Genomic DNA, 12563 nt, shown 5'->3' with positions numbered 1-12563 from the left:
CGTATGCGGTTTTCCACATAGAATCGCCCAACCTGCCCATTATCGCGCTGCACCAATGTGAAATTTCGCATAAATGACGTGCATCCGACGGCATCGGCAGGCATCGGCAGGCATCGACGACATCCGGCAGCACCCGCGGGCATCCGCGGCTCGGCCGGAGTGATCCGGTCTGCGTTCAGCCTCCCGCCAAGCCGGCCTAGCCCTTCAGCTCGAGCAGCCCCATCTCGAGGCAGGCCGAGACGGACAGCGTCTTCTGCCCCGCCTCGAAGCGGACGACCGCATGGTCGCCGCGCAGCCGCTCGATGCGGCCCCGCCCGAAGGAGCGGTGCTCGACCGCGCTTCCCACCGCCAGCAGCGCCGCCTCGCGCACGGCGTTCGGGTTGCGGGCGGCCGTCGCCTTCGCTCGCGGGTTGTCGATGCGGACGACGGTCGCCTTGCCCGGCGGCCTCCGGGTCGACGCCGCAGCCGATGCCGCCGCCCGCCCTCTCCCGGGTGCCTGCCCGCCCATCGCGCGCTCTCCTCCCGCGAATGCTTCGTGTGCCCTTCCTGCACTCTCGCCGTTCGCCTCTGCCGGCCGCTTGCCCGGCGCCGCCTGGAACGCCTCCGGGTCCTGGATGCGCCGCACGGCGTTCACGAACCGGGACACCTTCGTCTTCGTCCCGTCTCTCCTGTCGTATGCGCACAGCTCCAGCCTCCGCTTCGCCCGCGTCATCCCAACATAGAAAAGCCGGACCGCTTCCTCCATGTCCGCAGCATCCTCTTCCTCGTGCTTCTTGATATCGTCGTTCGAGGGCAGAATGCCATCCACCAGGTCGACGATCAGCACTCGCTCGAACTCCAGCCCCTTGGCGCTGTGCAGCGTCGAGAACGTGACCGCATTGTCGCTTCGCCGCCGCCGGGCTGTCTTCATGACCTGCTCGAGGTACTTCAGCCGATGGGCGAACGCCTCCATCGTCTCGAGCCCTTCTGCGATGTCCTCCAGCGTGTTCAGAATGCCGATCAGGTACTCCTTGCGGAAGCCGAGACGCTCGCACATCTTGTCGATCGCCTTCTCGTAGCCGAGATCGTACCGGATCGTCTGAATCGCGTCGCGGGGAGCCATCCCCTTCATCCGCTCGAACGTCTCTTTGCATTCCTGAAGCAGCTTGAACTGATAGTCGCGGAGGGACACGTAATTCATCAGGTTATCGAACACCGAGTCCGGTTGGGGTACCGCCTTCAGCGCCGCCATCTGCTGCTTCGTGATGTAGCCGTTCATTTTGGAATGGATTTTCTCCAGGATGTCCGGCCTGCGGTCCGTGAACGTCATGCGCATGAAGTTCAGGACGTCCTCGACGACCCAGTGGGAGAAGAAGCGGTTATCCCCATCCTTCATGTAGAAAAGAATTCCCGCCCGGTCAAAAGCGTTCAACAGAGCGATCGACGACGAGTTGTTCCGGTACAGCACCGCGATCTCGCGCAGGTTGTCTTCCTCCGCCACCCGCTCCGCCACGAACTTCGCCTGGAGTTGGTAATCGCTCAGCCGGTGAACGACGATCGGCTCGGCCTCGGGATTGTCCGTAAACATGTTCTTGTCGTAACGGTTCTTGTTCCGCTTGATGAAGCGGTTCGCGACCTGAACGATATTGCGCGAGGAACGGTAATTCTGCTCCATCTTGAGCAGCCTCGCACGGGGATACGCCTTCTTGAAGTCGAGCAGGTACTGTGGCTCCGCCGCCCGCCAGGCATAGATGCTCTGGTCGTCGTCCGCGACGACGCACAGGTTGCCGTGCCCCTGCACCAGCTTCTCCACGATCGCATGCTGAACAAGCGACGTATCCTGGCTCTCGTCGGTCATGACGTAGTCGTAGCGGCGCTGATACTTGCGCAGCAGCTCGCGGTCGGCGTCAAGCGCCTCGTTCGCCAGCACCAGCATGTCGTCGTAGTCGATGAGCCGCTTGTCCGCCCCCTCCCGCTTGAATCGTTCATACTCGGCCAGCAGACGCTCCGCATCCGCCACCTCGCACTTCACGGCCCCCCACTCTTCCTGCGGCAGAAGCTTATTCTTCACGAAGCTGATGTACGTCGTCAGCTCGTCCATCTGATCGTCGGTCATGTGGTCTCCGACAATGCGCCGGTACAGCTCCCGAAGAATAAGTTTCTTGTGCAGCGGCGGCCGCTCGCCCGCGAAGTCGACGTCCTCCTCCAGCTCGGCGGCGTCCCCTTCGATGATCCGGTAGTCGATCCGCTGCTTGCGCAGGGAGTCCCGCATCATCTCGAAGGCGAGGCTGTGGATGGTGGAGAACGCGACCCGCTCGCCCGAATGCTTGGGGAAGAAGCGGTCGAACCGCTCCTTCATGTCGCGCGCGGAAGCCCGGCTGAACGTGACCGCCTTGATCCGCTCCGGCCGGACTCCCTTCTCCTCGACGAGGTAGCCGATCCTCATGATCAGCGTCGTCGTCTTGCCCGAACCCGGCGAAGCGAGCAGCAGCAGAGCGCCCTCCGTATGAAGAACCGCCTTCTTCTGCACCTCATTCAGCTCGACCCCGAGCTCCTCTCTTTTCCGCGTGAAAAATTCCTCATTGCCCTGCATGGCCGTAATCCTTCCCATCCCGTTCCGTTCTCTAGTGTCCAAGCGAGTTGGCGCGTAAACTTTAATGATAAAGACAAATCGCCCGCGAAGCAATGGGAGCCGAGCCGGGTGCCACGGCTGACGACGGGTTCGACTTGCGATTTAACGCGAACCATCGTCAACGCTCGCGCCTATGCTTCCGCGTCGATCATCTGCCCGGTGCCGGACGCCGCCTTCCGATCGCGCTCATCCCTCGTCGCCAGCTCCCGACGCAGCATCTGCAGTTCCCAGACGACCTCGTCAAGCCGCGTGCTCGTTCGCGAAGCGTTGATCGCGCTCCGGATGACGTACTCCAGAATAAGCAGCCCGATCAGGAAAACCACGATACCGATAAAGACCATAAAAACACCCATGAATGCCGCCTCCTCCACACGGTTGCCGGTCTATTCCCCTTCTCCTCCGCTTAAGCCCGGAGCCGCCGACGGAGTTGCGCTTGCCGACGATCCCGCATCCGCTCCGGACAGCGAACCGGCATCATAAGCCGCGAGAACCATCGGGAAGGGAGACTTGCCAAGGCCCGTTCCTTCGGCGTTGGGGATGTACACACGCAATAGGTCCAGATAGACCCTCTTCGCATACGCAGGATCATCCGGCTTCGGCAATGCGCCCTCCTGCCGCTCCATCCCCGAACCTCCGAATCCGCCGCCAGGGCAAGCAGGACGGGAGCGATCCACCGCTTCCTCACTGTCCGCTTACACCTCCGTCTGCCGGCCTTCCCTGACGCCGAGCTCGCGAATTTTGCGGATGAGGCCTGCAATCCCGTCCGCACGGAAAATCAGCACAAAAGCGATAACCAGCTTCAGAACGACAGCCACAAGCTCAATCCACGTCTGCCGGCGCGCCGATGCGAAGGCGGACGGCAGCTCGCTCGTCGCATATTGGATAAGCTGCGCGATGTTCCCGATCAAGGCAGGGATATTCGCGGCGACAAGCACGATGCCGACCAGAACGAGCCCGAGCGAGTACCATTCCTTCATCGGAACCGCCGGCTTCTCCGGAGCCGCTGCAGCTTCCGGCGCCGCTTCCGAGGACTCTTCGCTCTTGAGCAGCAGCCGCACCAATCGGCCGCTTCGGCTCCACAGCAGCCACCCCGCCAAGAAGTAAACAGCCGCGCTGGCTACGAAGACAGAGACGAACAGAGCCACAGACAAATCAAGCAAGCTGGCCGATAGTCGGCCCAAGTACAGAAGCTGGAATAGATTCGCAAGCTGCCCGATTCCCTGAACGAAGACGTACAACGCCAACAACCGGATCAACACAAACGCCAAATCCTTGATTCTCATTCGTATTCCCTCCTTATTTTCCACCAGTCGCCTTCCACTACCCAATTATACCTCATAATGGAAGATAAGGTTGCACCTCATTCCTTCCTCTCCGCATATTCGGAATTCCTCTCTCACCCGCCATGCTGTTCGCACCGTTACCGCGCCGCCTGCCAACCGCCCCTTCGGAGCGTCGTTGTGCGGGTTTCCTCCACTAACTCCTCCCACTTCGCCTCTCCGCGATCGAAGTATTGGACTTCCTCCACTAACCTCGTCCATAGAATCCGGCAACCGGCGGGCGGGAGCGACGGGGTTGGCGGGGACGGCGGCTCGGTGGGGCGGTGGGAGCAGGGGGCGACAGCTTCGGCGGGTTGTTGGTTTGTTGGTTTTTTGGTTTGTTGATTTATTGGTTTGTTGGCTTGCGGGGTTGCTGGTTTGCTGGTTTGCGGGGTTGCTGGTTTGTTGGTTTGCGCGGTTGTTGGTCTGGCGGGCTTAACAGGGGTTTTGGAGGTTGGCGGGCATCAGCGGACTTAGTGTGTTTGGCGGCGGTGGCGGGCTTGGCGGGTTCGGCGATTCTGTCGACGGGGCCCGAGCTAGTCACACTATCGACGGGGTCCAAGCTAGTCACACCTCCGGCGGCCCGATGCCGTTGGGCGGTTTTGCGATTTTATGTGGTTTTTCACATTCGTCGGCGCGGATTGGGAGGGGATTGCGGCGTTTTATGTGATTTTTAGCATATATCTGGCACCTCGGATCGGAAATTTCTCTATGTATGCTATTTTTCACATAGAATCGCCCAACCTGCCCCTTATCTCTCAGCACGAATGTGATTTTTCGCATAAAATCCGGCAAGCGGCAGGGACGGGGGCGGTTCGCATGGCAGGTTCGACAGGGTTGGTCGGTTCGGCAGGATTGGCAGGATTGGCAGGTTCGACAGGGTTGGTGGGTTCGGCAGGATTGGCAGGATTGGCAGGTTCGACGGGGTTGGTGGGTTCGGCGGGCTCGACGGAGTCGGCCCCCTCCCCCTGCTATGCGTATCCTTCTCCTGCCCTCGCCGGCCCTACAGAACGCCCGCGAACTCCAGCCCGTTCTTCACGCCGCCTTCGTCCACGTTCGTCGTGACGTAGTCCGCGTATGGCAGCAGCTCCTTGTGCGAGTTGCCCATCGCGATGCCGAGGCCGACGAGTTGCAGCATCTCCTTGTCGTTCAGGCCGTCGCCGAACGCGATCGCTTCCTCCGGCTTGATGCCCAGGCTGTCGAGGAGCGCCTGGATGCCTTCCGCCTTCGAGCCTGCGGTCGGCAGCACGTCGAGCGCCTTCGCGTGCCAACGCACGAAGCGCAGCTCCGGCAGCTCGGCCGGATACAGATGCTCCTCATGGCTCTCGCAATGCAGGAAAACTTGATAGATGCCTGCCTTCTTCCAGAAGTCGGCATCCGCTTCCGGATGCGTCACGCGCAGCGAAGCGACCGCTTCGAACACCGCAGGATGGTCGGGAGCCGTCGAGAAGTACGCTTCCTTCCCCTCGAATACGAGCTCGTGCTTGTTCTTCTGCGCAAGAGCGACCAGCTTCTCCAGCACCTCGGGCGGGATTTGGCTCTCATACAGGTCCTGCCCCTTATACTTCACATAAGCCCCGTTCAAGCTGACGAACGACTCGATGCCGGCTTCCTCCGCCAGTTCCTTGAAGAAGTAGGGCGCTCTGCCCGTCGCGATGACGGGCTCGATGCCCCGCTCCTTCAAGCGCCGGATTGCATCGATCGTATCTGCCGGAATTCGTTTCTCTTCATCCACCAAAGTCCCATCAATGTCGAAAAAAGCGATTTTGTAAGCCAATTTCTCCCTCTCCCATCCCTATTTTCTATCTCTGATCGCCTGTCTCTGTTCTTCTCTCTCTCTATTCTCTTGCCTTTACTCGCCTGCCCTTTATTATCGGCCTAGCTCTTCCCCACCGACAGGAGCAGGAACATCGGGCGCCGAACTTCTTCCTCCCATGCCGGATTGCACTCCAGCATCTCCGGGGCAGGAGGAAGCTCGGACACCTGACGGATAGCGAAGCCGGCTTCCAGCAAGGCGGTTAGCCACGCGGCCAACGTCCGATGGTACTTGACGACATCGTCGCCTAAGAACCGGGTCAGCCGGGCGCCTTCCTTGTGATACTGGTCGACCGGCCAATGCAGCTTCTCGCCTGCCGGACCGTAATGCCAGTCCTGCGCGGCCAACGCGGTGAAGATCGGATGCTCAACCGAGAGGACGAACGTTCCTCCCGGAGCCAGACAACGATAAACCCGGGAGCAGAGATGAGCGAAATCCTTCACATAGTGCAGCGCCAGCGAGCTGATGACCACCTCAAACTCCGCTTGCCCGAATTCGATGTCCTCGATCGCCATGCGCCGATATTCGATCTTCGGGTCGTCGGTCATCTCCCTGGCTCTCTCCAGCATTTTCTCCGAGAGGTCGATGCCGACAACCGCCTCCGCTTGCTGCTCGCGGGCATAACGGCAATGCCAGCCGTAGCCGCAGCCCAAATCGAGCACCCGCTTGCCCCTCAGGTCCGGAAGCATCCCTCGGAAGGCCGTCCATTCGCCGGCAGCGTTCAGCCCGCCAACCGAGCGAGGCATCTGGCTATACTTATGGAAGAACTCCGACTCGTCATACTTGTTCTGTTTAATAGCAATCCAGGCCTCCTTCTAGCAGCGGAACAGCCCATGCCCGTCCAGCGGCACAATCGGCTCCGCATCGTATGCAAGACCGTCGGAACGACCGCTTAACGCCACGTCAACGAGCCACCGTGTGAACGGAGCGACGTTCATGCCGTTCATCTCTTCCAGGGTGAAGAACCCCGCCGCGTCCACCTCCGCCATGTCGGGCGTCGGCTCTCCTCCGATGTAGTCCATCGAGAACGCCACATACAAGTTGTGAATGCTGCGAGGCAGATCCCTCAGCGCCACGACGTTCCGAACTTCCGCTTCGACCGCGCACTCTTCCAGAACTTCCCGCCGCACCGTCTCGTGCAGTTGCTCGAGCTGTTCCGCATAACCGCCGGGATTCGTCCATCTGCCCTTGCCCGGCTCCTGCGCGCGGCGAACGAGCAGCACCTTGTCCTCCCGGACGACAAGAGCGCCGACGCCGATGCTGTAATCTCCCCAATGAACGAAGCTGCACGCGGGGCAGGCTTTTCTCGGCGTGCCGTCGATGTCGCGCGTCTCCAGCGTGTGACCGCAGGACATGCAGAATTTTGTTTCCATTCCGAATCTCTCTCCTCGTTGAACCTGCTATCCATATAGAAGTCCATGCTACAATCGCTTAACCGATTATACGCCCGATCTCCCCCCTCGGCTAGCACCCTTCGCTCTATTCCCTATGTTTGTTTACCATCCTAACAAAGTTGCCGCAAAAGCGGCCATTGTCCCGAATCCCGCCGCAAAAACCGCTATCCCATCGAATCAGAACGAGGCCGTGGCGAGTGCGCGACACTATTCTGAACGATAGGGATAGCGGCGAAGCAGACCCTCTTATCCGATTATTCCCCGGCCTCTCTCACGATATCGAGCAGCTCGCTCCAGGTCGTGATCCGCGGAATGTCCAGGTGCCGGTTGTACGAATTGTCCCTCGCATATACCTTAAGAGGAAGCTCCGTCAGCGTATCGAGCACCGCAGGCTTGTCGTCGAAGTAATAATCGAGCCCCAGCCTCCGGATGATGTGCACCTTCTCCGCATCTCCCATGCCGCAATAGAAGCTCCCCTCCTGGACGGGGAAGCCGGCCTTCTCGATCCACATCTTCGTCCTCTCGCAATGCTCCGGCGCCCGCGCCGTAATGTAGTATACCTCGTGGCCCTGCCGAATAAGCTCCTGAAGCGCCTCGATGGCGTGAGGGAACGGCGGACAATCCGTATAGTAGATCTCGTCGCGCATCGTGTTCCACATCCGGCCGCCCTCTTCCCGGGTCAGCCCGAACAGCTCGTGAATCGGCACGCCGGTCAGCGCCTGGAACTTCTCCGGTTCCACGCTGACGTTCAGCTTCTTCTGATATAAGTTAAACGCGTGCTCGCGAAGATTGATCAGGGTGTCGTCGATGTCGAAGCCGAATTTCATGCCCGTTCTCCCTTAATCCGCATGGCGGGTGATGCCATTCATTGTACCAGAACCTTGGGGAAAAGGCACCGTTCCGAGCACCCATGCGACTTAAGCGGAGCGAGCGGCGGTTCGTTCCTTCATTCGGATGGAGTACCAGGCGATCGCCATGCCGAGAACGCCCAACAGGCTGGCCAGCCAGGGGTTGTAGAGAGGCGTCTCGCTCCAATCGATCATCAGCCCTCCGGCCCCCGCCCCGGCCGCGAGGCCCAGATGGGTGAACGACGTGTTCAGGCCGAGCACGAACTGCGCCTTCCTGGGAGCCAACTGGATGAAGTACGTGTTGATCGCCGGAGCCGACATGAACATCGAGAACGCCCACAGCACAATGGCGGCAAGCGCCGCCGCGGTCGAGCCCTTCACGAGAGGCAGAAGCGCCAGTGCCGCGACATGAACAGTCAGGCTGAGCACAAGCATCCGAGCGGCTCCGATCCGATCGACTCCGAATCCGCCGACTCGGGAGCCGAGCATGCCGAAGATGCCCAGGACGAGCAGCATCGCTCCGACCTCCGCCGTGCTGAATCGCAGCACCGTCTGGAGGAAAGGCGCCATGTACGAATAAATGATCGAATTGCCGGCGGACCAGAGGAACGAGAGCAGGAACGCCGCCACAACAAGCGGTTGGGCGAATACGGCGAATTGGCTTCGGAACGGTGCGGGTTCGTCTCCGTCGATATCGGGCAGCATTCGCTCCAGGAGGAACAGAATCGGCAGTGTTGCAACCCCCAAGGCGGCGAAGATCGCCCGCCAATCCCACCATCCCGCGACAGCGATTCCTATCGGTACGCCGAGCACCATCGACATGCTGAACGCGAAGGCGATCGTGCCGATCGCGCGCCCCGTCCGTTCCGGAGGCATGAGCCTTGCGACCGAACCGATGGCGACGACCGCATACACGCCGGAGCTCAGCCCGAGCACGATTCGGGAGGCGAGCAGCATGGCGAACGTGTCGCTGAGGAACGCGACGGCGCTGCCCGCCAGGAACAGCAGAAGCGAGCCGGACAGAATCCGCTTGCGCTTCATTCGCGCGGTCAGCGCAATGACGATCGGCGTCCCGATCGCGAAGGCGAGAGAATAGGTCGAGATGAGCTGCCCCGCCAGGGCTACGGAGATGCCCAGATCCTCCGAGACAAGGTTCAGAATTCCTCCGACGACAAGCTCCGAGGTCGCCGTGAAGAACGCCCCCAAAGCCAACAAATAAACATAAATTCGATTCATCGCTATCTTCCTTCCTCTTGCAGATTGGTTGTGAGTGCCATTATAATAAGCTCACTAACAAAATGTAAGAAGGCAATTCGGTTTGACATTATCCAACTAATTGGACCAACTAACTTTATGTAAGTTATAAGGAGGTACGAGGAGATGAGCTACCAAAAGCCGTCATCCGCAGCGAACGAAGACCTGGGCCATCTGTTCGCCGCACAGCCGCCCCGGGCGACTTCGGCGGAGAACAAGCAAGAGGATATTCAGCCGAACATCTGCGAGGTGCTGCAGATCCTCGGCGCCAAGTGGTCCTTCATCGTGATCGCCCAGCTCTACAGAGGACCGCAGCGCTTTAAGCAACTGCTTCGCAACATCGCCGTCGTCCGCACCCAATCGCTGACGGATACGCTTCGTCATCTGGAGAAGACTGGCGTTGTTCGCAGGGAGGTTTTTCCGACTGTTCCCGTTACCGTCGAATACTCCCTCACCGACAAAGGCATGGACTTCCACGGGGTGCTCGAGGAGATGGATCGTTGGGCGGGCAAGTGGAAGTCCTGAGCCGCTTCGTTTCTGTATGGTTTGGCCGCGGTAGGAAATAATACCAGGGAAACCATATCCGTCTCAGGAGGACATCAAGAGATGAAGCTTATTCCCCAGGCGGCCAGAACCGTCGCGATTCTCGCATTCGGCGCCGTTCTGATCGCCCCGAGTGCCCAAGCCAAGCCCAAGCCCGCACCGGCGCCGACACCTGCGACGGATACGCTCTCCGTCACCGCCAAGATCATCAACGACAAGGGAGCCCAGATCGGCACCGCCGTTCTGACGCAGATGGCGGATACCGTCCGCATTCAACTGGAAGCCGAAGGGCTTCCTCCGGGAACGCACGGCATCCACTTCCACGAGGCGGGCAAGTGCGAGCCTCCGGCCTTCGAGAGCGCGAAGGCGCACTTCAATCCCGCGGGCAAGCAGCACGGCTTCCACAATCCGAAGGGCTTCCACGCGGGCGATCTGCCGAACATCGTCGTCGATCAGAGCGGCAACGTGCACGTCATCATCAACAGCCGCAACGTGACGCTGCGCGCGGGAGAGCCGAACTCCCTGCTGAAGGAAGGCGGCACCGCGCTCGTCATCCACGAGAAAGCGGACGACTACGTGACCGACCCGTCGGGCAACTCCGGCAACCGGATCGCCTGCGGCGTCATCGCGAAGTAACAAGCTGCGGCACAGCCGCCGGGAGTTCCCGGCGGCTGTTTGCCTTGCGGCCCGGCGATCCTAGGCCGGAAGGTCGGGTCGAGGGCGCGCGGGACGCACCGTCAGGCAAACGCGAAACATCGGCAACAGCCACCCCGCTAACCTCCCCGCCACGTACCGACGTTTCGCCCACCGCTCCAAGCCAATGCCAGGACTAACCTGTCTCGTCGTATCGCCCACCGCTCCAAGCCGATGCCAGGACTAACCCGTGCCAACGTTTCGCCCCCCTCGCGCCGCTCTTCCGCATCTCCTGAAGAGAATTTGCAATTTTATACGAAAAATCACATTCGTTTTGCCTTTGAGGGGCCTAATTTGAGTTTTTATGTGAAATTTCATATAAAACAAGGATGGTGGGACGGCAAACTGCCAAATGAATATGAAATTTCACATAAAACCGGTGAAACGATACCTCGGCCGGACAAATGAATGTGAAATTTCATATAAAATCGTCCCGCTGAGGCAGAACGGGGGCGATCAGGCAGGTGTCCGAGGATGTGGGCAGCGTTGCCGCGGCTATCGAGAGGGGATCAGCTTAAAATCGAGTTGGTTTTGGGCCGGTTGTCGGCGGTTTGAGACGACACGACGCGATATGCGAGGATACGAGACGAGATGGGTTGTTGAGACGATACGACGCGGTATTCGAGGAGATGAGACGAGATGGGTTGTTGAGGCGATACGACGCGATATGCGAGGACTGGAGAATCATGTGACCGTGCGGTTGGATAAGAGGCACGGCTGAGAAAAGTGGGGATACGGCGGCACCTCAATAATATTCCTTTACAGGAATATTCCTATTGGTATATATTTATCGCAAGCACCTCAACTCAAATCGATCGATTCAAGGAGGAATATCAATGACGACATCCCCTTCCGAGAACAACGGCGTTGCGACGCGTGTCGAGGAGAAGGAATTCATTATGGAACGGATTTTTAACGCTCCGAGAGAGCTGGTGTTCGATGCTTACACCCAGCCGGAGCACCTGAAGCGCTGGTGGGCTCCGCTGCCGTACACGGTGCCGACCTGCCGGATCGACCTGCGTCCCGGCGGCGTGTGGCACTACAGCATGCGCTCCCCCCAAGGCGAAGAGCATTGGGCGCGGAGCGTCTATCGCGAGATCGTCCGACCGGAGCGCCTCGTCTACACGAGCACGTTCGCGGACGAGCACGGCAATCCGACGGACGACATTCCGGAGCAGCTCAACACCGTCACGTTCGAACCGCTTGACGGCAAGACGAAGCTGACGATCCGCGTCGGGTTCGATACGGCGGAGAACCTGCAGCTTACGCTCAAGATGGGAATGGTCGAAGGAATGACGATGACGATGAATCATCTGGGCGAGCTGTTCGAGAAGGGAGAGATCTCGGCGTGAATCCGGATGTAACGGCCTTTATCGAGAGCATCGCTCAGCCTTGGCAAGCCGAGCTGGCTTCCCGTCTCCGGGCCATTATTCACGAGGCCATTCCCGACGCGGCGGAGCGCATCCAGTACGGCAAGCCGCACTTCCTGAAGAACGGCAAGTACGCCGCCGTCATCTCCCCTTCGAAGGCGGCGCTCAGCTTCGTCTTGTTCAACGCAGCCGAGCTGCAGCCCCCTCCCGGCTTGTTCGAGCCCGGACCTCCGGAGCGGCGAACCGCCAAATTCAAGGAAGGCCAGGCGCTCGACGAAGAGCTGCTGCTCCGCTTGACGCGTCAAGCTTCCGATACGCTATAATGCAAGAAGCAGCACAACGTTGGAGTGATGACCATGAATATTAGCGTCTTCGGCGCGCTCGCCGAGGCGAATCGCCTGGATATGGTCGAGCTTCTGCTTCAGGGGCCGATGTCCGTGAACGAGATTGCCGACCGGCTTCACCTTAACCAGCCTCAGACCTCGAAGCATCTGAAGGTGCTCAGCGATGTCGGGCTCGTGGAGGTGCATAAGGTGGCGAACCGGCGCATCTACAAGCTGAGAACTCGTCCGCTCGCCGAGCTGGACGAATGGCTCGGCTCCTTCCGGAAGCTCTGGGAAGAGCGCTTCGATCGCTTGGACGATTACTTGAGCGAGCTTCAGGGGCAATCGGATCGGGATGCTCCCGCCGCTCCTTGAGCTCCGCTCCGTCGTCC

14 protein-coding genes are annotated in these 12563 nt (G+C 59.9%); 5 read left to right on the top strand and 9 right to left on the bottom strand.

All coding sequences use genetic code 11. The features are described from left to right. Positions 1–196 precede the first annotated feature (196 nt). From E6C55_RS04795 to E6C55_RS04755, 9 genes are all read right to left on the bottom strand, one after another. Positions 197–2572, bottom strand: coding sequence for an ATP-dependent helicase (locus E6C55_RS04795; protein WP_136368698.1), 2376 nt, complete (start codon positions 2570–2572; stop codon positions 197–199). Between the two features lie 170 nt (positions 2573–2742). Next, positions 2743–2964, bottom strand: coding sequence for a hypothetical protein (locus E6C55_RS04790; RefSeq protein WP_136368637.1), 222 nt, complete (start codon positions 2962–2964; stop codon positions 2743–2745). A gap of 30 nt (positions 2965–2994) precedes the next feature. Further along, complete coding sequence (locus E6C55_RS04785) at positions 2995–3234, bottom strand: hypothetical protein (protein WP_136368636.1); 240 nt, start codon at positions 3232–3234, stop codon at positions 2995–2997. Between the two features lie 69 nt (positions 3235–3303). Continuing rightward, positions 3304–3894 carry a hypothetical protein gene (locus E6C55_RS04780; protein WP_136368635.1) on the bottom strand — a complete coding sequence of 197 codons (591 nt, stop codon included), beginning with the start codon at positions 3892–3894 and terminating at the stop codon, positions 3304–3306. 1039 nt (positions 3895–4933) lie between these two features. Beyond that, on the bottom strand, positions 4934–5707 hold the full coding sequence (locus E6C55_RS04775; protein ID WP_136368634.1) for a Cof-type HAD-IIB family hydrolase: 774 nt from the start codon (positions 5705–5707) through the stop codon (positions 4934–4936). A 101-nt stretch (positions 5708–5808) separates the two neighbouring features. Continuing rightward, a complete protein-coding gene (locus E6C55_RS04770; RefSeq protein WP_136368633.1) occupies positions 5809–6543 on the bottom strand; it encodes a class I SAM-dependent methyltransferase in 735 nt (244 codons plus the stop codon). A gap of 18 nt (positions 6544–6561) precedes the next feature. Beyond that, positions 6562–7119 (bottom strand): NUDIX hydrolase, encoded by a 558-nt coding sequence (locus E6C55_RS04765; RefSeq protein WP_136368632.1) that lies wholly within the window; start codon positions 7117–7119, stop codon positions 6562–6564. 275 nt (positions 7120–7394) lie between these two features. Next, positions 7395–7967, bottom strand: a complete 573-nt coding sequence (locus tag E6C55_RS04760; RefSeq protein ID WP_136368631.1) for a 5' nucleotidase, NT5C type — start codon at positions 7965–7967, stop codon at positions 7395–7397. Between the two features lie 90 nt (positions 7968–8057). Next, complete coding sequence (locus tag E6C55_RS04755; protein WP_136368630.1) at positions 8058–9224, bottom strand: MFS transporter; 1167 nt, start codon at positions 9222–9224, stop codon at positions 8058–8060. Between the two features lie 144 nt (positions 9225–9368). Between E6C55_RS04755 and E6C55_RS35050 the strand changes: the two genes are divergently transcribed. The 5 genes from E6C55_RS35050 to E6C55_RS04730 all read left to right on the top strand — a co-directional run bounded on the left by E6C55_RS35050 (position 9369) and on the right by E6C55_RS04730 (position 12546). Then, positions 9369–9767: a winged helix-turn-helix transcriptional regulator gene (locus E6C55_RS35050; protein WP_136368629.1), complete on the top strand. Its 399-nt coding sequence runs from the start codon at positions 9369–9371 to the stop codon at positions 9765–9767. 81 nt (positions 9768–9848) lie between these two features. Continuing rightward, positions 9849–10421 carry a superoxide dismutase family protein gene (locus E6C55_RS04745; protein ID WP_136368628.1) on the top strand — a complete coding sequence of 191 codons (573 nt, stop codon included), beginning with the start codon at positions 9849–9851 and terminating at the stop codon, positions 10419–10421. A gap of 893 nt (positions 10422–11314) precedes the next feature. After that, positions 11315–11830 (top strand): SRPBCC family protein, encoded by a 516-nt coding sequence (locus E6C55_RS04740; RefSeq protein ID WP_136368627.1) that lies wholly within the window; start codon positions 11315–11317, stop codon positions 11828–11830. Next, a complete protein-coding gene (locus E6C55_RS04735) occupies positions 11827–12171 on the top strand; it encodes a DUF1801 domain-containing protein (RefSeq protein WP_136368626.1) in 345 nt (114 codons plus the stop codon). The genes E6C55_RS04740 and E6C55_RS04735 overlap by 4 nt, the downstream gene beginning before the upstream one ends. Positions 12172–12204: 33 nt before the next feature. After that, the gene (locus tag E6C55_RS04730; RefSeq protein WP_136368625.1) at positions 12205–12546 is read left to right on the top strand and encodes an ArsR/SmtB family transcription factor; all 342 of its coding nucleotides are present in this window, start codon (positions 12205–12207) and stop codon (positions 12544–12546) included. Positions 12547–12563: the final 17 nt, after the last annotated feature.

It is taken from the genome of Cohnella fermenti, assembly GCF_004801405.1.
GTDB classification, from domain to species: domain Bacteria; phylum Bacillota; class Bacilli; order Paenibacillales; family Paenibacillaceae; genus Cohnella; species Cohnella fermenti.
This window is presented reverse-complemented; position numbering and strand designations above follow the sequence as displayed.